Source organism: Virgibacillus ndiopensis (assembly GCF_900187325.1).
GTDB lineage: Bacteria > Bacillota > Bacilli > Bacillales > Amphibacillaceae > Virgibacillus_E > Virgibacillus_E ndiopensis.
In genome coordinates this window covers 214,902-240,599 of the sequence record NZ_FZMZ01000005.1, presented here as the reverse complement: position 1 = coordinate 240,599, position 25,698 = coordinate 214,902, and the positions used below count along the sequence as shown (strand labels likewise).

Below are 25,698 nucleotides of genomic sequence, written 5' to 3'. Positions count from 1 at the left end.
ATATCTTCGTTTTTGTATGTTACTCTTTAATCGTCAACTTTTCTGCTTGCACTTCTTCCAGTGCAATGCCTACAAATTTATAAGACTTTGGATTATCAATTAATATATTTTTTCTTTCACGAAGTTGTCTTGCACGTCTTGCTGATAATGTTACTAGCGTATATTTTGATTTGATTTTTTCTTGTAATGCGTCAATAGATGGCTCTAACATCATTTCGTTTCATCCTCCAGTATTTGTTTATATTGTTTTTCAATCCGTTCGCGTTTACAATGTTCGCTTTGGATAATTGATTGAACTTTTTCTACTGCATGATCGACACGATCGTTTACGACAACATAGTCATAAGCATCCATCATTTCAATTTCATCCCTTGCGGCTTTTAATCGATTTACCACCAAATCCTCTGTTTCTGTGCCGCGACTGACAATACGGTTCTTTAATTCTTCCAAACTCGGTGGGAATAAAAAGATGAATACACCTTCTGGAAAATTTTTTTTGACTTGTAAGGCTCCTTGCACTTCAATTTCCAGAAATACATCATGTCCCTCATCCAATGTCTTTTCCACATATTCTCTAGGTGTACCATAGTAATTATTAACATACTGAGCATATTCTAATAATTGGTTTTGCTCAATTAATGCTTCAAATTCCTCTTTTGTTTTATAAAAATAATCAATCCCATTCGTTTCACCAGGACGTATATCCCTTGTGGTCATGGAAATGGAATATCTTAAATCCGTATCCTGTTCAAAAAGCTGTTTTCTTACCGTACCTTTTCCAACTCCAGATGGTCCAGAAAGAATAAATAAAATACCTTTCTCATCAATCAAAACAGTTCCTCCTATTTATCCCGCATTAACGAGCAGCAAAACCCCTATCATAAAGGATAAATGATAATTGTATGTAGGGGGTAACTGCCCGTTAATGTCCGATTCGTTCAACTAACATTCATCGGGAACAAACACCCACTGCATGAAGTTTCACTTTATTCATCAATCTCTTCATGACTCAGAACACGTTGTCCAACCGTTTCAGGTTGAACTGCTGATAGAACAACATGGTCACTATCGGTAATAATTACCGCTCTTGTCCTCCTGCCATAAGTTGCATCAACTAATTTATTATTATCCCTTGCCACCGTAATAATTCGTTTTATTGGTGCAGATTCAGGTGAAACAATAGAAATAATTCTATTGGCAGAAACAACATTCCCGAATCCTATATTAATTAATCGAAGACTCAAAATTTCTTCCCCCTTATAATTTTCCCCTTACGCTATTTCGTATCTATATCTATACAACTCTGTTTCATATAATATATCTATTATAAGAAAAAATAAATGCAAAATACAACTGTTTACTCGATATTTTGGATTTGTTCTTTAATTTTTTCAACATCACTTTTTAGTGAAACAACCCATTCACCAATCTTTGGATCCGTAGATTTGGATCCAATCGTGTTTGTTTCTCTGTGCATCTCCTGCAGAATAAAATCTAATTTTCTACCAATTGCATCTTGGTTTTCAGTTGTTTGCAGAAAATGATCGATATGACTAAATAACCTCGTAATTTCTTCTGTAATATCACCCTTTTCCGCTAATAGAGCAATTTCCTGCAGCATTCTTGCGTCATCAATTGAAGCACGTCCGTCTAAATGTTCATTAATCCGCCAGAATATCCGATCACGATACTCGTTAATAACACTTTCTCTACGCGTATGTAATAACGTTATAGTATTTCGAATCGTTTCCATCCTATTTAGTATATCATGCAGCAGGTGTTTACCTTCGTTCTCACGCATCTCACTAACTTTGGAACACGCCTTTTCAATACTTGTCAAAATAGATTCCGTTTGCCGGTCTACTTGCTGTTCCTCTCGCTGAATAGAAAATAAGTCAGGCATAGTAGTTATAATAGATGTTGGAATTTCCCCCGACAAATTATAGCGTTCTTTCGCTCGCTTGATTTGTTCCATATACTGGTCCATTAAATCCCAATCTGTATGAAGCGATCTTTTTACAAATCCATCTCCTTCTATGCCGATATAAATTTCAATACGTCCGCGTTTAAAATAAGATTGAACAACACGTTTAATTCTATCTTCCAGAAACAAAAATGCCGATGGAAACTTTGTGTTGAAGTCCAGGTATCGGTGATTTACACTACGAATTTCTACAGTAATTGTCGTTTCACCTATATGGACAACATCCCGTCCAAAACCCGTCATACTTTTTACCATTATAACCACATCCATTATGAAATAACTCATCTAATTATAGCAGTCATTACAAAAAATACAAAAGTGGCTGGGACATAACTTAAACTTTCGAGTCTAAAGAAGAACAATAATAGGATTGGAAGTATAGAACTTTTGGCTGGATCTTAATACGTAGTATACATAAACTGCGACATGACGAAAAATTATGTCTGGTGACCTTCTACCGCTGCGGAAATACACTACGCTTTCCGTGGGCTCGCGATGAGCCTCCTCGTGAGAAAGGGTCTCATCGTCTTCACTATCCCACAGGAGTCTCCGTGTATTTCCTTCGCTGGTGTTGCGTTTACGGTCCATAGGTGGAATAAAAATTGTTATAGAAGACCGCATTATACCACATCACTAGTCCGGGTGAGCGGAGGGTGGTGACTCCTGCGGGAACAGCACGAGTCCGAAGACCCCGCAGAGTGTTTTCTCGAGGAGGCTGAGGCCGTGCCCGCGGAAAGCATCCGCCCGTAGCGACCCCGGACGACGATCAAGAATTAGATTTAACAATTAAATCATTTACGTCGCATTTTATTGATAATCAGCAGTAAGGTTTAAGAATACAGCCAAAAAGAAATATCCGAACTATTACAAATTCTAGTTTAAGAATTTTGATTCTTAGTTCGGATTTCTTTTTGACTAAAACACTTTTTTCCCAAACTCTTGTAAAATTACTTTTTAGTAAAACCGAATAAAACAGTTGGAAGTGAACTTAATACGATGATAAACATCCAGTCTCTTATTCCCAAGAAGGTCGTATGGAAAATAGGTTGTAATGGCTCAAAGTAGATAACCACCAATAGCAATAATAATGACGATAGAACAGCTAATACGAGATAAATGTTTTCAAATGGATTCCTAGCAAAAACAGATTTTTCACTCCGGCAATCAAATACATGAATTAATTGTGCCATGACTAATGTCGTGAAAGCGACTGTTTGTCCATAAATCAAGTTGTCTGGATTATTTTGATAAGACATCATAAATGCGATTAGTGTCACGATTCCTATTAAAATACCACGACTAACTATTTTAAACCCAAGACCTCTTGCGAAAATCCCTTCTTTTGGACTTCTCGGAGCTCGCTTCATTACGTCTTCCTCTGGTTTATCAAGCCCAAGTGCCATCGCTGGTAGACCATCTGTGACCAAGTTGACCCATAAAATTTGAACTGGAACGAGTGGCAATGGTAATGCTAGTAGCATAGCAAACAACATTACTAAAATTTCTCCAACATTGGATGCAAGTAAATAACGTATAAACTTACGAATGTTTTCATAGATATTTCGTCCTTCGTTTATTGCTGATTTAATCGTAGCGAAGTTATCATCCATCAAAATCAACGAAGAAGCTTCCTTAGTTACGTCGGTTCCACTTCGTCCCATTGCTACTCCAATATCGCTCGCCTTAATTGCCGGAGCATCGTTTACCCCATCACCCGTCATCGCTACAATATGGCCTTTTTCTTGAAATGCCTTTACTATTTTCAGCTTATGTTCTGGCGTAACTCTAGCAAACACATATACTCGGTCAATAATATCGCTCAACTCAGAAGATGACATTTGATTTAACTGATAGCCGTTTAGCACAAGGCCATTTTCCGGAAGTAGCTGTAAGTGGGTAGCAATTGCTCGCGCTGTTTTTTCGTGATCTCCAGTTATCATTACAGTCTTAATGCCTGCTTCCCTACATTCTGCAATAGCCGATTTCACTTCTCTCCTTGGGGGATCAATCATGCCATATAGCCCGATGAAAGTTAAATCCTTTTCTAGTAACGCTGATTCAAAAGTATCCCGGTTAGAAATTGGCTTAATCCCAATAGCAATCGTTCGTAGGGCTTTTGATGCCATGTTATTGATTGCACCTTCGATATTCCGTTTATCAGCGGATTTTAACAGCTTTCTCCCATTTTCATCCATGTAAAACGAAGTCCTTGGCAATAAAACATCTGGTGCCCCTTTGGTAATAACAAACCGTCTATTATTTTCATCTTCTATGATAACGCTCATTCGCTTACGATCTGAGTCAAAAGGGATCTCTTCAACAATTCGATAGTTATCATTAGTTGGCTGGATCCCAATTTTTCTAGCTGCAACCAATAAAGCCCCGTCTGTAGGGTCCCCGTCAACAAAATATTTTCCTTTTTTAACTTTTAATTGTGCATGATTGCAAAGCATTCCATACAGCATCATCGATTTTAAATTGGGAAAATTGCTATCTAGTTTTCTTTTGTCTAGAAAGAAATCACCACGTATATCATAACCGTCACCTGTTACATATAAATGCTCCCCATTAATATAAACTTCTTTTACAGTCATTTGGTTTTCTGTCATAGTACCCGTTTTGTCTGAACATATAACAGAAGCACATCCGAGCGTCTCAACTGCTGATAGTTTTCGAACAATTGCCTTTTTCTTAATCATTCGCTGGACACCTAAAGATAGCGCAACAGTTACGATTGCTGGTAGACCTTCTGGAATTGCAGCAACAGCTAATGATACACCTGCTAAAAACATCTCGTACAATTGGTGACCCTGATAGACACCTACTACGACAACTAATGCGGTTAATGCTAGGGCTACTACAATTAAAATTTTCCCAAGCTCAGCAAGCTTATGCTCAAGTGGCGTAATCATTTTTTTCGTTTTAACCATTAACGAAGCAATTTGCCCCATAACAGTATTCATACCCGTTCCGACAACAATCCCAATACCAGTTCCACGAGTTACCAATGTACCCATGAACGCCATATTAACCTGATCTTGCGGGTCAAGATGATCTTTCCTAATCGATGTAGCATGCTTCATAACCGGGAGTGATTCACCTGTTAAAGCAGATTCTTCCGTTTCTAAACTATTCGATTTTGCAACACGTACATCGGCAGGAATTCGATCTCCACTCGTTACACGTACAACATCCCCAACTACTACCTCACTTGATGGGACTTTTATCCATTCTCCTTCACGCAAAACAGTGGCAATCGGTGCAGATAATTCCTTTAGCTTCGCTAGTGATTTTTCGGCTTTTTGTTCTTGAAAGTAGCCAATAAACCCATTAACCAACACGATTACCATAATCGCAATTGCATCAATATATTCCCCTAGCAATCCTGCTATTAATGTGGCAGCAAGCAGTACTAAAACCATGAAATCTTGAAATTGTTTTAGAAAAATCAACCATTTAGAAGTTGTTTTTTCCTCTTCCAACACATTCATACCATATTGCTTACGGCGCTCTCCAACCTGTTTGTCAGTAAGTCCTCTGTTTGCAGTTACGAATAACTTTTGTTCAATACTTTCTACATCTAATTGATACCATTTCACACCGCATTCCCTCCACATTCACCTGCAATCTTATTAGTATATCTTCAAAGCCTGAACTTTTCTCCTTATCGATATCTATGCAGACTCGTCCCAAAAAATGCTATAATTGCTTGAAGAGGTGATCGTATGCCATTTGATGGAATTGTTACTAGAGCAGTAACGGAAGAATTAAATGCAAAAATTATTCCAGGAAAAATCGCAAAAATTTATCAGCCAACACAAACAGAATTAGTTTTTACAATCCGAAGTCAAGGAAAGAACCACACATTATTATTATCCATTCATCCGACATATGCTAGATTACATCTAACAGATGATGACTATAAAAACCCAACGGAACCACCAATGTTTTGCATGCTTCTCCGCAAGCATTTATCGGGAGCGATTATCGAGTCTATTGACCAATATGGAATGGAACGAATTGTAACATTTACAATAAAGACACGAAACGAAATCGGCGACATTGCATTTAAAAGCCTCGTAGTAGAGTTAATGGGCAAACATAGTAACGTAATGCTTCTCGATCAGGAAAAAGGCCACATTATCGATAGTTTGAAGCATGTATCGATGGCGCAAAATCGGTATCGGACGATTTTACCTGGAGTTGAATATATACTACCTCCAGGTCAAGAGAAATTGAATCTATTAAAAATAGATGGGGAAACTTTTATAAAGAAGCTCGATTTTAATACAGGCAAAATTGAGAATCAAATCGTTCAAACGTTGGTTGGAATATCGCCATTAGTGGCAAAAGAAATCGTATATCGTGCAAATCTTGGTTCAGCACAAACATTCATGGAGAAATTTACGGAGCTACAGCAATTAATAAAAAATCACACGTACACCCCAACAATATACCGTGGGAAAAAAGAAGATTTTCATGTACTTCCTATTTCCTCGTTTGAAGGTGAACAAGAATTCCTTTTGTCAACAAACGACATGCTGGAGCAATTTTATTCCGGAAAAGCGGAGCGTGACCGCGTTAAACAACAAGCAAAAGATCTGTATCGCTTTATCAAAAATGAAAAAGATAAAAACGAACGGAAAATGAAAAAGCATTTAAAGACAATTAAAAAAGCAGAAGGTGCGGAAAAATATCAACGCTTAGGTGAGTTATTAACTGCCAATATGCATTTAGTGAAACATGGTGATGCAGCGGTTAATGTGATCGATTATTATGACCCTGAACAATCAGAAATAACAATCGAGCTTAACCCAAATAAGACACCAAGCGAAAATGCTCAAGGCTTCTTCAAAACGTACCAAAAGCTAAAAACATCAAAGCGAATGGTTGAGAAAGAAATTGAAAAAACCAACGAAGAGATAGATTATTTAGATCAATTATTACAGCAGATTGACGTTGCAAGTGTTGATGATATTGAAGAAATTCGTGAAGAACTTCGTGAGGAAGGATATTTGAAAAAACAAACAATCCAAAAGAAAAAGAGTAAACCGAATAAACCTATACCCGAACAATATACTGCAACTGACGGCACATTAATTCTGGTCGGTAAAAATAATAAACAGAATGAATATTTGACTACCAAACTTGGACATCGAGATGATATTTGGATGCATACGAAGGATATCCCGGGCTCCCACGTTGTAATCCGTAATCGCGTGCCAAGTGAGGAGACATTATTAGAAGCAGCAGAGCTTGCTGCATTTTTCAGTAAGTCACAACAATCTTCGTCTGTACCAGTGGACTATACGACAATTCGTCACGTAAAAAAACCAAATGGAGCCAAGCCTGGTTATGTTATCTATGACAACCAAAAAACATTATTTGTGACCCCAAGCAAAGCAACCGTCGACAAGTTAAGGAAAAAGAAATAAAGCAGGTATCTCAAGCTATGCACTTGAGATACCTGCTTTTATGCTTAATGAAATAGTTTATCAGAGTATCCTACTCTGATTAAACTGCTCGCGGCTCTAGCTTAACTTCAATATTTCCTCTTGTTGCCTTCGAATATGGACAAAATTGATGGGCATCTTCTGCTAATTGCTCCGCATCCTCTGGATTTACACCATTAATTTTTATAGTTAACGTAACTGCAATTTTAAATCCACCGTCTTCTGGATCCTTACAAAAACTAACATCTGCGGTTGTTTCAGAATCAATTTTTTTCTTTTGCTTTGACGCTACTAAGTTTAAAGCCCCATCAAAACAAGCTGAATAGGCTGCTGCAAAAAGCTGTTCTGGGTTGGATCCCTTGTCTTCTTTATTTGTTGCAGGATTAACTAATTTTAAATCAATCAACCCATCATCCGACTTAACATGACCATCCCGTCCATTTTTAGCTGTTGCACTTGAAGTAAATATAACGTCACTCATTAGTTAACACTCCTTTAATTTACGATATAGTTATTTGTTCCTTAAATTAGAAGTATTTAAACATTAAAGAAATGTTTTGTCGATAATGGCATTAATAAAATGATCAACTTGTGGCAATTTCCGAATGCCTTCCTGATAACAAACCCATGTATCTCTAGTAACGGCTTTTCCATTCAGTTTCAGTGGTATATTCGGGTATTCATCCATCATAAAATCCGATACACTTTCAGGCAAAACGGCCATCCCTAATCCCTGTTTCATAAATTGTTTGCATGTTTCAATTTGATCAACACGTATTGCTTTCTGGGGTTTTATTTGATCCTGATGATGATAGAGCCAATTATCCACTAATTCATGCATACTATCGTCACTTTTAAAAGAAATTAGCGGGCGCTCCTTCAATTTATTTTTTGGAAAAGGTTCTGTATCAAAAATGTACAAAGGATCGTCAAACAAACGCTCACATGTACTCTCCTTTAACTTTTCACCTCGAATAATACACACATGATAATTTTTATGATCTCGCTTTATATCTTCACTAATTCCTGTTACGAGATCAATTGCAACTTTAGGAAACTTTCTTGTGTATTCAGCTAATATTGCCGGCAAAAAGCGTTGGCTGATTATTGTTGAACATGCTATCGATAATGTACCTTGGACTTCTTCGCCCGACCGGACAATGGTGTTTTTGATCGCTTGTTCCTCTGTGATTACTTTATTCGCGTGCTCTAATATCAATTCCCCAGCAGGCGTGAGCATTAAGCTTTTTGACGTCCGAATAAAAATACTCTGTCCAAAGTATTCCTCAATATATTTAAGTCGTTGCGTTACAGCTGGTTGCGAGATTAATATTGCCTTCGCAGTACCCCGAATAGTACCTATTTCATTTAACTTTAGTAATAATGCATAATCATCAATTTTCATGTTCAGCCCTCATCATATAAGTATTTATTATTACTTTTGATTATAAACCAATATTATACTTATTGCATTAAATAGCATATGATTAATATATACATTGGAGAGAAGGTGCGATAATGAAGGAAAAAGATCATGTTAAAGAAGTTTTTTCAAAAAATAAAGAGGCATATGTTTCAAGTTCAACACATTCTAGTGGAGTTGATTTACCTTTAATGATTGAATGGCTTAACCCTGAAACCACCATGATAGCTCTGGATATCGCAACTGGTGGTGGGCATGTTGCCAAGCAGCTTTCAGGGCATGTGGGAAATATAATTGCAACGGACCTTACGGAGGAAATGCTCGAAAACACTGCTCAACATTTGAATTCGTTTAACAATATTAGCTATAAAGTTGCTGATGCAGAGAATTTACCATTTGATGATAATGCGTTTGACATTGTAACTTGCCGGATTGCTGCACATCATTTTCCTAACCCAGAAAAGTTTGTATCAGAAGTGTCTAGAGTGTTGAAATCGGGTGGGCAGTTTATCTTTATTGATAATATTGCACCGGAAGATCATGCTTTAGATAAGTTTAATAATACATTGGAAAAAATGCGGGATTATAGTCATGTACGGTCACGGACTGTTTCAGAATGGAAAAATATTTTTGATGAATATGGTTTAAAGATTTTAAAAGAAGAGACTAGAAAGAAAACGTTGCCTTATCGAGAATGGGTTACTAGAACGCTGGATAATAAGAATGATAGGAATAAGGTAGAACAGTTTATAATGGATGCTTCCGGTGATATTAAGAAATATTTTCAGGTGAAAGTGGAAGATGGTAGTATTGAGTCGTTTGCTATTGATGAGTGGATGGTTTTGAGTTGGAAATAAAGTTACTGAGGCTGGGACAATAATGTTTTAGTTTTATCCCAGCCCCTTTCCTATGTATGAACATTAGTATGTTGTTTCATCTTCCAAGTTACAAGAATTGAAATTAGTAAAAAATATACAACATATATTGAAATGGAAAGAATCGTATTTTGTGTTGCTTGAAGACCGGCAATTGTAAAAATTACAGTCCTAGGTAATTTTCCAAGTAAGCTAGCACTTATGAATATTAGTATTCTTACTTTTGTAATTCCGCATAATACGTTTAATAATGGAGATGGAATAATCGGCACAAGCCGCAAACCAAGAATTCCTATAAATGCATTTTGTTCAAAGTAAGTTTCATATTGTATTATTTTAGGATATTTTTCAAGCATCCGTTGACCCCAATCCTGGAATCCATAGCGAGCCATTAAAAACATAACAATTGTTCCAGTAATTACTCCTGATAAAATAATTATCGATCCATTGATAACACCGTAAGAGGCACCAATAATGCCTGCAGCCACAATAAATGGTACCGCAGGAAAAAATACGAGTAGTGCAAAAAGTAGAATGCTAATCATGATGGAAAGTTCGTCGCCGGATCGAATCCAGTTTAGAAACAAACCTTTATTTATGAATAAGATGACAATCAATCCTGCATAAATAGATAATGTAACTAACTTTTTCATTTGATCACCTTTCATATCGATAGTTTCCAAAAAAAAACAGCCCTGATTAATCTATCCAATCAAGGCATTTACACACGCTTATTATCAAGTCGTCTTATTCTGTATAATAAAAATACAATTCCTCCAGTTACAATTAAGGCGCCCCCAATTAATAGATACGTAAACATATTCGTAGCTGTAACTGGTAATTTCGATCCCCCACTCTGGAAGTTATCATCACCGCCAATGACTCCTCCACTAGTTTCCTGATCAGTATCGTTATTATCACCTTCTGCTGAGAATATAAGTGAAAAATTCACACTCAACCCCTGAAATTCATTTCCTAATTTCTCTGGAAACCTGATCGTAAAGGTTAACTCTTCCTCACTAGATGGTGCTAGAGTTCTTGGTGATAATTCTTTGAAATCCGCAAGATTACCACTATATATTTCCCCATTTGAATCACTGATTTCTAGAAGTAATTCATTAAATAATTTCTCAGAACCACTGTCATTTTGTAATGTCGTATAATAGTTAAATTCATTCAAACCTTTATTTTGAATAACTATTGTTCTTGGTGCCCAATCCCCTGGTTTCATATTATCTACATCAAATAAATACTCACTAGGTGAGATTCCAATATCAATTTTAGAGTTGGAATTTGTTTCACCGGAAACGGAATTATTTGGATAAATGAATGGTAACAAGAATAGGAATAACGTTACACCACATAACATGAACCTTTTCAATTGATTCCCCCCCTTAAAACTATCCTAAGTTTGAGTGATTATGAGACTTCTGCATTTTCTTTTACTTCATTTTTATTCTTCTTATTAACCACATCTAACTCTGACAATGTCTTCCAAATAATGAATCCAGAATAACAAAGGAGCAATAACCCTGGTATTAATAGTAAAAACGCTCCATTTTTTGATTGTGAAAAATTGACAAAATAGCCTACATAAGGGATTGTAAACCCTGTATATTCTGCTACAACATTTTCTGAAAGTACTGGATCCCTATCTGGAGCATTATTGTTATCACCTTTTGTTCGGTATAGCGTGTTGTCTCCGCTTTCAACAACCTCAACAATTCTATGTGTGATTAACTTTTCATCTTCTGCCATAAACGTAATTACATCTTCTTCTTTAAAACGAGTCATATCTCCACCAGGTTTAACTGCAATAATTGATCCAGTTTTGATACCAGGTTCCATTGATCCAGATAATACGGTTTTTAATTGATAACCGAAAATTTCAGGTTCTCCACCTGAAGCTTTGGAGATAACAACAATGGCCAACATTCCAATCAACACCACAAATAATATTCCTGTGGTAATATGATTCGTCAATTTCAAGACCTTTTTCTTATTTATTTTGCTCATTTGTTTCAACTCCTTCGGTTGCACTAGTTTCTGATTCCGTTTTTGTATTTTCCGTAGTTATATTTTCTTGTTTTTGATTGTCTTCTACCTCAGTGTTTTCTTCAGGTTTGTCATTTTCAACTGAAGAACCCTCATCTGTCTTTTCACTTGTTACATTATCTTTATTTTCTTGTTTACTTTCACCATCATTTTCTTCAGCTGCAGTTTTATCTACTGGTTCCGTTCCTTCCCCATTAGAAGTTTCTGTTTGAGGATTCGTTGTGTTATCTATTTTACTTTGATCAGGTGATTCTTCATTATTACTATTTTCTTTTTCATCTTCTTTTTTATCTTCTTTTGTAGAATCCACTTCTTGTTTTTCTATACATTTAACCATTACTTTTTCGCTCCATATTTCGTTTCTTGATTCATAATTTTCTTCATAACCAGGACGCTGTAATGCTTTAAACATGTATGATCCTACTTCTTCCGCTTGAAAAGAAAGTGTAGTAACTTTCCCTTCTCCAATAGGGTTAATGGTATCCTCTGCAACTTTTTCTCCTTGTTTTTTTGGATTTCCATTTTCAGAATAATAGACTTCATATGTAGTAGGTTCAATCATACCGAAGCCTTTATTTTTAATTTCTACTGTGATGTCTAAAGGAGGACATGCTTTATTATTTTGTGTTGGTTTACCTGTAAACACTAACTTACTTCCATCCCACCATGTTCCTGCTTGGATTACTTGTTTTTCCAAATTTGAATTAATGAAATAAGCACCAGTTCCAGTTGATAGATAACTAAATGTAAAAGTTGTTAAATAAAATAGTGCTAATAACTTACTAACCAACATAAGCTTCTTTCTCTTTTTAAATTTTTTCAGACGACTCATTCGCAAATGTACCCCCTCCTAATTGCTCTCTTTACATTGATTTTTCATAATTTTACAACTAACTAAAGGCAAATCTTTATATATATTCATAACTACAGAACAGTTGTTATGTGTTTACGAATATGTATAAAGCAGGAAGGAGAACAGCTCTCCTTCCTTTGCTTACCTTAGTTCTCCATCTTGCTGAGAGGCTTCATACGTAAACGTTACATCCAAAGCATCTCCTTGGAAGATGTTTTGCTGTTCGCCTGTATCAAGAAACGTGAATTGATATGTTAAAATCTCTCTATTTCCAACAGCAAGATTTTCATCAATTACCAAATCATTAATTTCATTCAATGGAACATTATCTATTATTACAGGCGTTCCAGCAGGTTCTTGAGGATCATAAACTGTAACATAAATTTGGCTGGCGAAGTCCTCATTACCATTATCACCTTTGACATCCTTTACCTTATAATCCACATTTAACATTACATCTTTTATTGACAAAGAACCTTCATTAATCAGCCGAACTTGACGATACATTTTATCTCCAGGTTTTAAATTTTCAACGGAAAAGTCTAAATTACCACCTTCATTCGTTGAAAGACCCAAGTCTAATGTTCCAGCTGCAAAGGTATTATCCGTATTTTCTGTATCATTGAAATAAGCAAATGTTCCTCCGCCTATAAAGCCTATTCCAAGTGCTGCTGTCATAATTCCCATTCCTAATTTTTTCTTTATACCCATGTAAGACTTCCTCCTATATTCCCTATTACGGTAATGTGGAAAAAATTCCACATTTGACTATAATATTTTTTCTTATTTAACCTGTCTGTTTTAGAGAATATGTATAAAGTGAATGAGAGGAGGAATTTCCCCCTCTCTATTCACTTTTAACTATCTGATTTCACCGTCAGTTTGGTTAGCAGTAAATTTCCATTCAAGATTTAAAGCATCGCCTTGGAATTCATTTTGATCAGCATTATTGTCAACGAATTCAAATGCAACATTCATTGAATCAGAATCACCAGCAACTAAACCACTATCTTCTCCAAAGAGGTTATACCAGTTTTGTAAACTCTCAACAGCATCTGGTGTCATATTTTTAAGATCATATAAAGTTGTTTCAGAGATTACATCGTTATAATCAAACTCCCAATTAATAGGATCAAATCCTGTTTTATCAGCATTTTCAAGGAAGTGAACGATAATATGTTTACCAAAGTCATCTGTATTATTTGAATCTGCATCATCTACTGTATACGATGTTTCTATTTCTACACTAGAAATATCAAGCGATCCTCCGTTAATTAATTCAAATTCACGGAACATTACATCTCCTGGCTTTAAGTTATCCACATCAATAATTGTAGTTGGATCAACTGATAAATCTAACGTACCCGCAGCGAAGGTATTATTCGTTTCTTCTGTGTCATTAAAATATGCGTATGTACCTCCACCAATTAATGAAACCCCTAGTACTGCTGATGCTACTCCTAAACCTAATTTTTTCTTAATACTCATTCTTGTTTCCTCCCTGTAAATTATAATTTTTTATTTTGAACTCTTTTCGCAGAGACAAAATCGTTATTGTTGTTTCATGTTGTTCAATAATACGAACGAAATGGTGATTCATTTAAATATAGTTCAGTTCACTCCCTTCGTTTCATTGACAGTCAAGTAATTATTGCTGTTTCGTTCTTTATCAAGAACCTAACGATTATGAGTATATTCCATAAGTCCTAGTTTGAAAAACTTCAAAAACAGCCAAAATTACGTTATTAAGAACGAATATCGTTCGTTATCTCGTTTATTCTTCAATTTTCATACAATTTCAAAACTTTATAAAGAACTAATTGTTCTATATAATGCACATATGTAATAGGATAAATTCAATATAAAAGCTAAGGAGACTAAGCCTATGATTGGTGAAAGACTGAGGAAACTTAGGCAGGAAAGGGGATATTCGCTTTCTGAACTTGCGGAACGAGCCGATGTATCGAAATCGTACTTAAGTTATTTGGAGAGGGATGTGAAAAACAATCCATCCTTACAATTCATTTCCAAAATAGCGGATACACTTGATGTTTCAGTAGAATATCTATTAGGCAACGAACAAAAAAGTGTCAAAGAGAAGGAATTGAAGGGACTTGATCAGGAATGGGTGGATTTGATTAAAAAGTTGGACGAGGAAATGGGTAAAGCAGATTTAGAGGAATTTCGTGAGTTTCTTGAATTTAAAAATTGGAAAACCTCAAATAAATAAAATGTCCTCCATTCACAGAAGCATAAAAAACACATGACCACTGAACTGACCTAGTAATATGAGACAAGAAAAAGCACCTATGCTGCCTTTGCCCTGAATTGAACAGGGGAAAGGCAGTTTAATTTTGAAAACGGTCGTATATAGTTGTAATAATACATGTAAGATTCTACTTTTTCTAGTACAATAGAGTTTGTAAGACGCGCCTTTTGGTGTGTGTAGAATTCTTCCGACTTTATGGTGGAGTGGAAGGATTCAATGACGGCATTATCAAAGCAATTGCCTTTGCGGGACATGCTTGTGATAATGCCTTTTTCTTCAGCCAACTCTTGAAAAGCATACGATGTGTATTGCGATCCTTGGTCACTGTGAAGAATCAGTCCCTTAGTTTCACGCCCATTACATGCTGCTTTTAAGGTTTCTAATACGAGTTCTACCTCTTGGGTGTGACTCACTCGGTAAGCAACAATTTCGTTACTATACAAATCCATAATGGTTGATAAATACATCATCGATTCTCCAAAAAACAAATAGGTAATATCTGTAACCCACTTTTGGTTTGGTCTCTCCGCCTTGAAATTCTGTTCCAATAAATTAGGTACAACACATTTACTTTCACCAGCTATGTTGGATTTTCTTTTTGGTTTAACTCGACATTGGATCTTATACTTCTGCATGATTTTTTGAACAGTAATTCTATTCATAGAAATGTTGTAATCCTCTTTTAATATCTTTTTTACCATTCTGTGTCCCACTCTGTATTTTAGAGATTTACAAATATCGATTATCTGTTGTTCTAGTTCCGCTGGCCTCCACGACTTTCGAGCCCAACGATAGTAAGTAGACCTAGGAACTCCAACACAATCGCATATCATTGACACAGTATAAACTTCCTTGAATGACTCTACTAGCTCTATTACTACTTCTGGTACCAATTCCTTTCGATTTCCCGGTACTTTTTTAAGATTTCATTTTTAATTTCCAGATGCTTCACTTGCCGTTTTAATTGATCTATTTCACTTAGTTCCTCAGGTCCTTTTCCATAAGAATATTGTTTACCAACGGGTTGTGACAGCCGATGTTCTTCCCCTTGTCTATACCATCTCATCCAAGTCATAATTTGAGATTTATTACGTATCCCAAACTCATCCATAATCTGTTTATTGGTGTACTTCTTAGACAACTTCATTTCAATTACTTCTCGTTTAATTTCTTCTGAATAGAATTTTTTCTTTTCCCCCACGAGAAAAGCACCTCCTAAAAGTCGTTAAATTTATATACGACTCAGGGGGTGCTTTTTCCTCTGTCTCATTTTTTTAGGTCTCTTCACACATTTTCAATTGATGGTCATGTGTTTTTCTATATCAGAGATTAATACGCCATTCCTCTAACGCTTTTTTTTCATCATCACTTATCGTCCCATCTTCAACCAATAACTTCAATACTTCATCATAATTCGTTATCGTCTGATAGTTCAATTCCGCTTCATTAAATTGCTTTTGTGATTTTTCAAGGCCATATGTAAATATAGCCAAGACGCCCAGCACATTGACCCCCTCAAGTCGAAGTGCTTTTGCTGCATCTATCGATGAACCCCCAGTAGAAATCAAATCTTCAATAACGATTACGTTTTGTCCTTTTTCGATTCGACCTTCGATTTGATTCCCTTTTCCGTGTCCTTTTGGTTTTGACCGGACATAAACCATCGGCAGGTTAAGCTTATCCGCAATCCATGCAGCATGTGGAATTCCAGCTGTTGCACATCCAGCAATTACATCAGGTTTTTGATCCATTTGTTCAATTAACTCGACAAATGCTTCGGCCACCTTGCTGCGTATTTTCGGATAGGACATGGTAAGTCGATTATCACAATAGATAGGTGATTTTATTCCTGAAGTCCACGTGAAATAATTTTCTGTTCTGATTTGTACTGCTTTTATGTCTAATAAATCCTTTGCTACTTCACGGCTTAATCCCATATCCCCACTCCTCTTTTACTTTTTCATATGCAACTTTTGGCTTTCCAGCTTTGGTCACTGTACGTCCTAGTACAAGAATGTCAGCACCATTATCTCGAGCAAATGCTGGTGTTGCTACACGCTTTTGGTCATTTACATCCGATTCCTGCAGACGAATTCCTGGTGTTACGGTTAAAAACGATGTTCCGCACGCTTCTTTTATCTGTTTAGCTTCTTGAACGGAACATACAACACCATCCGCCCCATTTTTACTAGCAAATTCGGCAAAATGAGTCGCATTATCTTGCACATTTCCTGGAATCATTAGTTCATTATTCAATACGTTATCGTCCATTGATGTAAGCACAGTAACTGCAATTAACTTTGTCACATGACTTGCGGAACCAGATATTAAACCCTCTTTTGCCTGCTGAATCATTTCACTACCGCCTAGTGCATGAACATTTACAATATCCACCTCAAGCTTAGCGAGATTTTTCATCGCTTTCATTACTGTAGTTGGAATATCATGAAGCTTTAAATCTAGAAAAATTGCATGATTGTCCTGTTTTAACTTTTCAATAATACTTGGACCTTCACGGTAAAATAACTCCATTCCTACTTTTACAGGTACACCATCTAATTCATTCTGGTCAAGAAAGCTTTTCGCTTCGACCCATGTAGGAAAATCTAATGCCAAATATAAATCATTGTACATCATTCTTGCCCCTTTCCTACTGCATCTAGAACAGAATTAAATCCGTATTGTTCAAGAACTCCAGGCAATGCTTCAATAATTTCTGGGCAAACAAATGGATTTTGGAAATTAGCGGTCCCAACTGCAACTGCACTAGCCCCTGCAAGCAAAAATTCTAGTACATCCTCGGCAGTTGAAACGCCGCCCATGCCAATAATCGGAATCGATACGTGCTGTTTAACTTCATAAATCATTCGGACAGCAATTGGTTTGATTGCCTGTCCAGAAAGGCCGCCTGTTTTATTTGCTAGTAATGGCTTTATACTTGGCAGATGGATTTGCATGCCGGTTAACGTATTAATCATTGACAATCCATCTGCCCCCGCTTGTTCTACCGCATTTGCCATCCCAACGATGTTAGATACATTCGGTGAAAGCTTAACATATACAGGTAGATTACTAGCTTCTTTAACCTTTTCTGTTACCGCCCGCGCCATGTCTGGATCAGTACCAAACTGGATGCCGCCTACTTTTACATTAGGACATGATATATTTAATTCCAGTGCATTCACAGATTCTGTTTTGTTAAAAGCATTAGCAACTTTTACATATTCCTCAAGTGTACTCCCCGCTACATTTGCAATGATTGGAATATCATAGTTTGCAAGAAACGGTACCTCATTTTCAATGATTTTTTCCACACCTGGATTTTGCAGACCAATTGCGTTTAACATTCCAGCTGATGTCTCGGCAACTCGTGGTGTTTTATTTCCATAGCGAACATCACCTGTAGCAGCTTTCATAATGACAGCGCCGAGTTTACTTAAATCGTAAAATTCACTGTATTCCCGTCCAAACCCAAAACAACCAGAAGCAGGCATGATCGGATTTTTAAGCTTTAAACCGGGTAGATCAATGCTTAAGTTTGTCATAAAATCACCTCTTTTGCTGCAAACACAGGACCATCTTTACAAATTTTCCGATATTCCCCCTCTGAATCAGTAGGGATAACACACGCAAAGCATGCACCGACACCACAGCCCATTCGTTCTTCCAGTGAAATAAATCCTTGATGGTCATGCAATTCTTTTGTCACTGCCTGAAGCATTGGGATCGGACCGCAAGAAAAGTAATAATCAAATTTTGCTACTTGACTCAGTACGTTTGTCACAAAGCCTTTGTGTCCATAGCTCCCATCATTTGTTACAACATAGGTTTCTCCTAATTCATTAAATTTAGCTTCATAAAAAACATGTTCTTTTGATTGGAAACCTAGGACTGCTATAACATTGATTCCTTTGTTCCTCAGTTCTTTCCCCAGATTATAAAGTGGGGGGATTCCAATTCCCCCACCAATTAACAACGCCGTTTTCATCGACGGATCGTACGAAAAGCCATTCCCGCTAGGACCTAATGCGTCAATTATCATGCCAGGTCTATACATAGCTAATCGTTTTGTTCCATTACCAATTTTTTTAAATAACATAGTAATAAGTCCGTTTTCACGATCTATATCCGCAATCGAGATCGGTCTTCTCAGTGAATGTCCTTCCACCTGCAGATGCAGAAACTGTCCCGATTGTGCATTTTTTGCCACATATGCATTTGAAAGTGTCATTTCAACCGTATCCAATGCAATCTCATTTACTGACTCCACAACCATCTCTACGCGTTTTTTCATGACATGACTACCTTTTTACCAGTTATTGGACTCGCACTGAATGTGGTGGAATCAATCACATTTAAAATTGCATTCGCTGTATCTAGATTTGTTAAGCATGCAATACCATGTTCAACCGCTTCACGACGGATCATAAACCCATCAGATCGAGGCTTTTTACCAGATGTCAGTGTGTTAACAACAAATTGTACATCACCATTTTCAATGATTGATAACACGTTCGGTTCATCTGAGCCCACTTTTCCTACCTCAGTAACTGGAATGTTATGTTGTTTTACACTTTCAGCAGTTCCTGTTGTTGCATACAATTGGAAGCCTAATTGATGGAAACGTTTTGCGATTTCCAGTGTTTCTGCTTTATCTTTATCGGCCACCGTTAAGAGAACAGCACCCTCTTGCGGTACAGACAACCCTGATGCTACTAGTCCTTTGTACAGTGCTTTTTCCAATGTTTTATCATGGCCGATTGCTTCACCCGTCGATTTCATTTCAGGCCCTAAGATCGTGTCCACGCTGCGTAATTTTTCAAAAGAGAATACTGGGACTTTTACAGAAACCGCATCCTGTTCAGGTAAAATACCAGATTCATAACCCATGCTCATGAGCGATTCGCCTAAGATGCATCGTGTTGCAAGGTTCGCCATTGTTACACCGGTAATCTTGCTTAGAAATGGAATCGTTCTACTTGCTCGAGGATTCACTTCCAGTACAAATACTTCGCCATCTCGAATGATGAATTGAATATTGACTAGCCCTTTTATATTCAAACCACGAGCAATTTTTATCGTTGCTTCCATACAATCCTGCTTCACTGCTTCACTAATGCGCTGTGGTGGATAAACTGCAATCGAATCCCCTGAGTGAACACCTGAACGTTCGATGTGCTCCATAATTCCTGGTACGATAACCGTTTCACCATCACTAATTGCATCAACTTCTACTTCAATACCGGTAATATATTTATCAATTAGAATTGGGTGTCCGTTATCGGTATCGATCGATTTTGCCAAATAAGCATGAAGCTCATCGTCATCATACACAATTTCCATTCGACTTCCACCGATTACGTAGGATGGTCGTACTAAGACTGGATATCCTATTTGATTGGCTACTGCTTCTGCCTGATCAAGTTTTAAAACTGTTTTTCCTTTAGGACGCAATAACTGTAGGTCGTTTAACAACTGTTCAAATTTATCGCGATCTTCCGCTTTATCAATCGCTTCTAAATTTGTCCCTAAAATTTTCACGCCACGACGCTGCAGCCCTTCAGCTAAGTTGATTGCCGTTTGACCACCGAACTGAACGATTACTCCTTCAGGCTGTTCCAAATTGATTACATGCATAACGTCTTCTAATGTAAGTGGTTCAAAATAAAGCTTATCTGAAATACTGAAATCCGTTGAAACTGTTTCCGGATTGTTGTTCATAATGATTGCTTCATAGCCCATTTCCTTAATAGCAAGAACGGAATGAACCGTCGCATAATCAAATTCAATCCCTTGACCGATTCTGATCGGTCCGGATCCGAGTACGAGTACCTTTTTACGATCTGATTGAATCGATTCATTTTCATCTTCGTATGTGCTGTAGAAATATGGTGTTTCTGATTCAAATTCAGCCGCACATGTATCAACCATTTTGTATACGGGATAAGTGGCATTTTTCATCCGAAGGTCATATACTTCGTCCACTGATGCTCCCCACGCTCGTGCAATATGCGCATCGGAGAATCCTAATTTTTTAGCTTCTTCCAAAACTTCTTGCAAAAATTTATTTTCTTTTAGCGTTTTTTCTAGCTCGATTAATTTTTCAATTTTTACGAGGAAGAAACGATCTATTTTCGTGAGTTGGAAAATTTCTTCAACGGTCATGCCGCGTCGGAACACTTCAGCTAAAACAAACAACCGCTCATCATCCGCTTTTATAAGTCTACCTTTAAGTTCATCAAGTGAAAAATCTACTAAATTCTTTAACCAAAATTCCTCTGTTCCACTATCTAACGAACGGATTCCTTTTAATAATGATTCTTCAAAATTTCGGCCAATTGACATAACTTCACCTGTTGCCTTCATCTGTGTTCCAAGGTAACGATCACCGGTCACAAATTTATCAAAAGGAAAACGGGGTATTTTCGTTACGACGTAGTCGAGTGCAGGTTCAAAACATGCGTATGTGTTACCTGTTATCGGATTGATAATTTCGTCTAATGTTAATCCTACAGCGATTTTCGCAGCCATTTTCGCAATTGGATAGCCAGTTGCTTTCGATGCTAAAGCTGACGAACGACTAACACGTGGGTTCACTTCGATAATGTAATAGTTAAAGCTATCCGGGTCTAGTGCTAGTTGTACGTTACAACCACCTTCAATTTGTAATGCTCGAATAATTTTCAACGAAGCATTACGCAATAATTGATACTCCCGATCACTCAATGTTTGCGATGGGGCAACAACAATAGAATCGCCTGTATGAATCCCAACAGGGTCAACGTTTTCCATGTTACATACAACAATTGCCTGATCATTTTTGTCACGCATTACTTCATATTCAATTTCTTTAAAGCCTGCGATGTTTTTTTCGATCAAACACTGGTTTACAGGAGACAATGCCAATCCGTTTCTTGCAATTTCTCTTAGTTCTTGTTCGTTATAGCACATTCCCCCACCCGTTCCACCAAGTGTGTATGCTGGCCGAACGATTACCGGGAACCCTATTCTCTCTGCAAAATCAACGGCTTGCTCTACAGAGTTTACAATTTGGCTATCGGGAACAGGTTCATCTAACTCCTTCATTAAGGTACGGAACTTCTCTCTATCTTCCGCTTGTTGGATAGCATCTAATGAAGTACCAAGTAATTCAACATCATATTCTGCTAATATACCTGTTGCTTCTAATGCTACGGCTAAATTTAAGCCGGTTTGTCCCCCTAATGTTGGAAGTAAGGCATCTGGTTGTTCTTTACGAATGATTTTGATCAAAAATTCAGTAGTTAGTGGTTCCATGTAAACTTTATCAGCTACTGTGTGATCGGTCATGATTGTGGCTGGATTTGAATTGGCTAAAATTACCGTGTAGCCTTCTTCTTTTAATGCTTGACAGCCTTGTGTTCCGGAATAGTCAAATTCTGCTGCTTGACCGATCACAATTGGACCAGATCCGATTACGAGAATTTTGTTGATGTTAGTGTTCTTAGGCATATGCTTCCTCCTCGTCTTTTGCTTTCGTTTGATGAATCATTTGTAAAAACTGATCAAACAGATGATTTGTGTCTTCTGGCCCTGGTGAACTTTCCGGGTGATATTGCACGGAAAAAGCTGGATATTTCAGATGTTTAATTCCTTCTACGGTGTTATCATTTAGTGCAATTTGCGTAATTGTTAGATCTGTTTGCTTTAAAGATTCAGGCTTAACCGCATAGCTATGGTTTTGTGAAGTCATATAAGTTTTGCCTTTTTCTAAATCCTTCACTGGATGGTTGGCACCGCGATGTCCGAACTTCATTTTTTCGGTGTCAGCTCCACACGCTAATGCAAGCAGCTGGTGTCCTAAACAAATTCCGAACAACGGTATTTTTCCAAGTACTTCTTTGATCATATCAATAGATTCAGGGACATCTTTTGGATCTCCAGGACCATTCGTTAACATAATACCATCAGGCTTTAGTCGTAAAATATTATCTGCTCCGTAATTGTAAGGAACAACAGTGACATGACAATTTCGCTTTGTAAGTTCGCGGAGTATTCCATGTTTCATACCGAAATCTACCAAGGCAATTCGTAAGCCTCGACCTGGCACAACATATGGTTTTACGGTCGATGTTTGTTGTACTTGGTCAGTACGCTCAGAAGTAAGTTTTAAGCGTTCAACAATTCTCTCGGCTGGCTCATCGATTGAAGTTATACACCCTTTCATTGTTCCATGCTGGCGAATAATCTTCGTTAATTTTCGTGTATCAATCCCTGCGATCCCCGGAATGTCATTAGCTTTTAAAAAGCTGCTTAAGCTTTCATCACTCCTGAAATTGGAAGGATGCTCACAATATTCTTTTACGATAAATCCTTGAATAAATGGTGTCACCGTTTCAAAGTCATCACGGTTAATTCCGTAGTTCCCAACCAATGGATAGGTCATCATAACGATTTGTCCATAGTAGGATGGATCGGAAATGACTTCCTGGTATCCGGACATTCCTGTATTAAAAACTACTTCCCCATTTGTGGGTTTTTCACTGCCAAATCCTTCTCCGATAAATACGGTACCATCTTCAAGAACTAGTTGTCGTTTATTCATGTAGATCCCCCTCATAGACGATTTTTCCTTCAGCGATTGTTAGCGCGGGTACCCCGGTAACTTTCCAATCATGAAACGGTGAATTTTTTCCTTTTGAGTAAAAGCTATACTTATCAATATTTAATTCTTTTTCAAGATCAACTAACGTTAGGTCAGCTATTGCTCCTTCTTCTAGGCGGCCGTATGGCAAGCCAAAAACATTTGCAGGCTTAATTGTCAGCCACTCGATTAGTTGGTTTAGCGTACATTTATTTGTTTTTACAAGATACGTATTTAATAATGAAAATGCTGATTCTAAACCAACGATTCCAAACGGCGCTTTCATAAAGCCCTGCGCTTTTTCATCTTCGGCATGTGGAGCGTGATCTGTTGCGACAAAATCTATCGTTCCGTCAAGTAAACCTGCTAGTAACGCTTCCTGATCCTCTTTTGCTCGTAATGGCGGATTCATTTTAAAATTTGCATCGTCTTCTTTTACAGCAGATTCATTTAAAAGTAGGTGGTGAGGGGTTACCTCAGCTGTCACGTTTATTCCAGCTTTTTTAGCATCACGGATAACACGAACCGATTCTTTCGTACTTACATGACAGACATGATAATGGCAGCCACTCGCTTCTGCTAAAAGTACATCCCGGGCAATTTGCACGGATTCGGCTAATGACGGGATACCTGGAAGCTGTAATCGCTCGCTAACCTCTCCATCATGTAAGACTCCTTCATAAACGATTGAGTTATCCTCACAATGGGCAACAACAGGAATTCCACAAGCGACCGCTTCCTTCATTGCGCGGAGCATGTAATCAGCTGTTTGAATTCCTACACCATCATCTGTAAAAGCGAAAATTCCAGTGTTCGATATATCCCGGATTGCAGTTAGTTCCTTACCCTTCAACCCTTTTGTAATCGCTGCATATGGTAAAACTCTGACGACAGCATCCTGTTCAATTTTTTCCAAAAGCTCGTTGATGGTTGTTACATTATCTGGCACAGGATTCGTGTTAGGCATGGAGCAAACAGTTGTGAATCCACCTCTAGCGGCCGCCTGTGTACCAGTTTTAATCGTCTCTTTATGCTCACCGCCTGGCTCGCGTAAATGGATATGGACATCAATAAACCCTGGGAATACCATTTTTCCTTTACAATCAATTATTTGTACTGCGTCCTCTGTAATAGACGGGCTAATTTCTTTAATTTTCCCATCCTCAATAAGTACGTCACATTCCTTCACCTCATTAGATGGCATAAGTCTTCGTGTGTTTTTCAAAAGAATCATTGATAATCCCCCAGTCGTTAAGTAATTTCGAGATAATTGCCATGCGTACATAAACACCATTTTCCATCTGTTTAAAAATCCGTGATCTATTGCATTCTACTAAGCTAGTATCAATTTCAACCCCACGATTAATTGGTGCGGGATGCAGGATAATTGCATGTTCTTTCATTCGTTTTTCTCTTTCTTTCGTCAATCCATACGTTTCAATATAACTTACATCCTCATACCTTGCTTCATGACGCTCATGTTGAATTCGTAGCAGCATGATAACATCACACGTTTCGACCGCTTCGTCCATGGTTAGATATGGAAAGTCCATCGTTGGATCCTCAAACCCAGGTGCTGCCGATAAATATACATTCGCTCCGAGTTTTTTCAGTGCATATGCATTCGAACGAGCTACCCGACTATGCCTAATATCACCAACAATCACTACGTTAAGACCAGTAAAATAACCGTATTCCTGATAGATTGTCGTTAAATCGAGCATACATTGTGTCGGGTGTTCCCCTTTACCCGCACCAGCGTTAATGATTGGCACTTGTAACCCTGGTATTAGTTCGTCATACCACGTATCATCCTCATGACGCATAACTAACAAGTTCGCTCCAATCGATTCAAATGTTTTTGCTGTATCGTATAGTGTTTCACCTTTTAAAACACTAGAGGATTCACTATGAAAATCTAAAACTTCGAGACCTAGTTTCCTTTGTGCAACTATAAAGCTCATTTTTGTTCGTGTACTTGGTTCAAAAAATAGATTTGCCACAAATACTTGTTTATTAATCGGTGCTTCCTTTTGGCGAAACCTCTCAGCGGTTTCGATAATCAAAAAAATATCTTTAGCATTTAACTGGTTAACGGATATAAAGTTTCGCATAGGCTCCTCCTTCATTTTCCCCATAAAAAAACCCTCTTTGCATAAGGCC

25 protein-coding genes are annotated in these 25,698 nt (G+C 37.5%); 3 read left to right on the top strand and 22 right to left on the bottom strand.

The window, feature by feature from the left end; genetic code table 11:
- Nucleotides 1–19 precede the first annotated feature (19 nt).
- The 5 genes from rpoZ to CS937_RS08450 form a co-directional block, all read right to left on the bottom strand.
- Nucleotides 20–214, bottom strand: coding sequence for a DNA-directed RNA polymerase subunit omega (gene rpoZ, locus CS937_RS08470; protein WP_099158039.1), 195 nt, complete (start codon nucleotides 212–214; stop codon nucleotides 20–22).
- Nucleotides 211–831: a guanylate kinase gene (gene gmk / locus CS937_RS08465; RefSeq protein ID WP_099158038.1), complete on the bottom strand. Its 621-nt coding sequence runs from the start codon at nucleotides 829–831 to the stop codon at nucleotides 211–213. The genes rpoZ and gmk overlap by 4 nt, the downstream gene beginning before the upstream one ends.
- Nucleotides 832–986: 155 nt before the next feature.
- Entirely contained in the window at nucleotides 987–1,244 is a 258-nt protein-coding gene (remA, locus tag CS937_RS08460; RefSeq protein WP_099158037.1) for an extracellular matrix/biofilm regulator RemA, read from the bottom strand.
- Between the two features lie 113 nt (nucleotides 1,245–1,357).
- Complete coding sequence (locus CS937_RS08455) at nucleotides 1,358–2,239, bottom strand: YicC/YloC family endoribonuclease (RefSeq protein ID WP_099158036.1); 882 nt, start codon at nucleotides 2,237–2,239, stop codon at nucleotides 1,358–1,360.
- Between the two features lie 692 nt (nucleotides 2,240–2,931).
- Entirely contained in the window at nucleotides 2,932–5,583 is a 2,652-nt protein-coding gene (locus CS937_RS08450; protein WP_099158035.1) for a calcium-translocating P-type ATPase, SERCA-type, read from the bottom strand.
- Nucleotides 5,584–5,709: 126 nt separating this feature from the next.
- Between CS937_RS08450 and CS937_RS08445 the strand changes: the two genes are divergently transcribed.
- Entirely contained in the window at nucleotides 5,710–7,419 is a 1,710-nt protein-coding gene (locus CS937_RS08445) for an Rqc2 family fibronectin-binding protein (protein ID WP_099158034.1), read from the top strand.
- A gap of 79 nt (nucleotides 7,420–7,498) precedes the next feature.
- On the opposite strand, the gene CS937_RS08440 is transcribed toward CS937_RS08445, so the two are convergent.
- Together CS937_RS08440 and CS937_RS08435 are read right to left on the bottom strand one after the other, a co-directional pair.
- A complete protein-coding gene (locus CS937_RS08440) occupies nucleotides 7,499–7,918 on the bottom strand; it encodes an organic hydroperoxide resistance protein (RefSeq protein WP_099158033.1) in 420 nt (139 codons plus the stop codon).
- 63 nt (nucleotides 7,919–7,981) lie between these two features.
- On the bottom strand, nucleotides 7,982–8,842 hold the full coding sequence (locus tag CS937_RS08435; protein ID WP_099158032.1) for a LysR family transcriptional regulator: 861 nt from the start codon (nucleotides 8,840–8,842) through the stop codon (nucleotides 7,982–7,984).
- A 113-nt stretch (nucleotides 8,843–8,955) separates the two neighbouring features.
- On the opposite strand from CS937_RS08435, the gene CS937_RS08430 reads away from it, so the two are divergent.
- On the top strand, nucleotides 8,956–9,717 hold the full coding sequence (locus CS937_RS08430; RefSeq protein WP_099158031.1) for a class I SAM-dependent methyltransferase: 762 nt from the start codon (nucleotides 8,956–8,958) through the stop codon (nucleotides 9,715–9,717).
- A gap of 50 nt (nucleotides 9,718–9,767) precedes the next feature.
- Here the strand turns inward: CS937_RS08430 and CS937_RS08425 are convergent, their stop codons facing one another.
- From CS937_RS08425 to CS937_RS08400, 6 genes are all read right to left on the bottom strand, one after another.
- The gene (locus tag CS937_RS08425) at nucleotides 9,768–10,418 is read right to left on the bottom strand and encodes a TVP38/TMEM64 family protein (RefSeq protein ID WP_141554342.1); all 651 of its coding nucleotides are present in this window, start codon (nucleotides 10,416–10,418) and stop codon (nucleotides 9,768–9,770) included.
- Nucleotides 10,419–10,456: 38 nt separating this feature from the next.
- A complete protein-coding gene (locus CS937_RS08420; protein WP_099158029.1) occupies nucleotides 10,457–11,116 on the bottom strand; it encodes a hypothetical protein in 660 nt (219 codons plus the stop codon).
- 38 nt (nucleotides 11,117–11,154) lie between these two features.
- The gene (sipW, locus tag CS937_RS08415) at nucleotides 11,155–11,751 is read right to left on the bottom strand and encodes a signal peptidase I SipW (protein WP_099158028.1); all 597 of its coding nucleotides are present in this window, start codon (nucleotides 11,749–11,751) and stop codon (nucleotides 11,155–11,157) included.
- Nucleotides 11,735–12,622: an amyloid fiber anchoring/assembly protein TapA gene (gene tapA / locus CS937_RS08410; protein WP_099158027.1), complete on the bottom strand. Its 888-nt coding sequence runs from the start codon at nucleotides 12,620–12,622 to the stop codon at nucleotides 11,735–11,737. Before tapA ends, sipW begins: the two co-directional genes overlap by 17 nt.
- Before the next feature lie 162 nt (nucleotides 12,623–12,784).
- Entirely contained in the window at nucleotides 12,785–13,354 is a 570-nt protein-coding gene (locus CS937_RS08405) for a TasA family protein (RefSeq protein ID WP_099158026.1), read from the bottom strand.
- 150 nt (nucleotides 13,355–13,504) lie between these two features.
- Nucleotides 13,505–14,131 (bottom strand): TasA family protein, encoded by a 627-nt coding sequence (locus CS937_RS08400; RefSeq protein ID WP_099158025.1) that lies wholly within the window; start codon nucleotides 14,129–14,131, stop codon nucleotides 13,505–13,507.
- Between the two features lie 397 nt (nucleotides 14,132–14,528).
- On the opposite strand from CS937_RS08400, the gene CS937_RS08395 reads away from it, so the two are divergent.
- Nucleotides 14,529–14,873: a helix-turn-helix domain-containing protein gene (locus CS937_RS08395; protein WP_099158024.1), complete on the top strand. Its 345-nt coding sequence runs from the start codon at nucleotides 14,529–14,531 to the stop codon at nucleotides 14,871–14,873.
- Between the two features lie 77 nt (nucleotides 14,874–14,950).
- On the opposite strand, the gene CS937_RS08390 is transcribed toward CS937_RS08395, so the two are convergent.
- The 9 genes from CS937_RS08390 to CS937_RS08350 all read right to left on the bottom strand — a co-directional run bounded on the left by CS937_RS08390 (nucleotide 14,951) and on the right by CS937_RS08350 (nucleotide 25,649).
- Nucleotides 14,951–16,059, bottom strand: a protein-coding gene (locus CS937_RS08390) for an IS3 family transposase (RefSeq protein WP_425445469.1) whose coding sequence is annotated in 2 segments (ribosomal slippage) — nucleotides 14,951–15,831 and nucleotides 15,831–16,059 — 1,110 coding nt in all. Because the reading frame shifts where the segments join, the coding sequence is not laid out codon by codon here.
- Nucleotides 16,060–16,234: 175 nt separating this feature from the next.
- On the bottom strand, nucleotides 16,235–16,849 hold the full coding sequence (pyrE, locus tag CS937_RS08385) for an orotate phosphoribosyltransferase (RefSeq protein WP_099158022.1): 615 nt from the start codon (nucleotides 16,847–16,849) through the stop codon (nucleotides 16,235–16,237).
- Nucleotides 16,833–17,546, bottom strand: coding sequence for an orotidine-5'-phosphate decarboxylase (pyrF, locus tag CS937_RS08380; RefSeq protein ID WP_099158021.1), 714 nt, complete (start codon nucleotides 17,544–17,546; stop codon nucleotides 16,833–16,835). Before pyrF ends, pyrE begins: the two co-directional genes overlap by 17 nt.
- Nucleotides 17,546–18,457, bottom strand: a complete 912-nt coding sequence (locus CS937_RS08375) for a dihydroorotate dehydrogenase (RefSeq protein WP_099158020.1) — start codon at nucleotides 18,455–18,457, stop codon at nucleotides 17,546–17,548. The genes pyrF and CS937_RS08375 overlap by 1 nt, the downstream gene beginning before the upstream one ends.
- Nucleotides 18,454–19,206: a dihydroorotate dehydrogenase electron transfer subunit gene (locus tag CS937_RS08370; protein WP_099158019.1), complete on the bottom strand. Its 753-nt coding sequence runs from the start codon at nucleotides 19,204–19,206 to the stop codon at nucleotides 18,454–18,456. Before CS937_RS08370 ends, CS937_RS08375 begins: the two co-directional genes overlap by 4 nt.
- Complete coding sequence (gene carB, locus CS937_RS08365) at nucleotides 19,203–22,403, bottom strand: carbamoyl-phosphate synthase large subunit (protein ID WP_099158018.1); 3,201 nt, start codon at nucleotides 22,401–22,403, stop codon at nucleotides 19,203–19,205. Before carB ends, CS937_RS08370 begins: the two co-directional genes overlap by 4 nt.
- Nucleotides 22,396–23,496, bottom strand: a complete 1,101-nt coding sequence (locus CS937_RS08360; RefSeq protein ID WP_099158017.1) for a carbamoyl phosphate synthase small subunit — start codon at nucleotides 23,494–23,496, stop codon at nucleotides 22,396–22,398. The genes carB and CS937_RS08360 overlap by 8 nt, the downstream gene beginning before the upstream one ends.
- Nucleotides 23,489–24,769 carry a dihydroorotase gene (locus CS937_RS08355; protein WP_099158016.1) on the bottom strand — a complete coding sequence of 427 codons (1,281 nt, stop codon included), beginning with the start codon at nucleotides 24,767–24,769 and terminating at the stop codon, nucleotides 23,489–23,491. The genes CS937_RS08360 and CS937_RS08355 overlap by 8 nt, the downstream gene beginning before the upstream one ends.
- Complete coding sequence (locus tag CS937_RS08350; RefSeq protein ID WP_099158840.1) at nucleotides 24,729–25,649, bottom strand: aspartate carbamoyltransferase catalytic subunit; 921 nt, start codon at nucleotides 25,647–25,649, stop codon at nucleotides 24,729–24,731. Before CS937_RS08350 ends, CS937_RS08355 begins: the two co-directional genes overlap by 41 nt.
- Nucleotides 25,650–25,698: the final 49 nt, after the last annotated feature.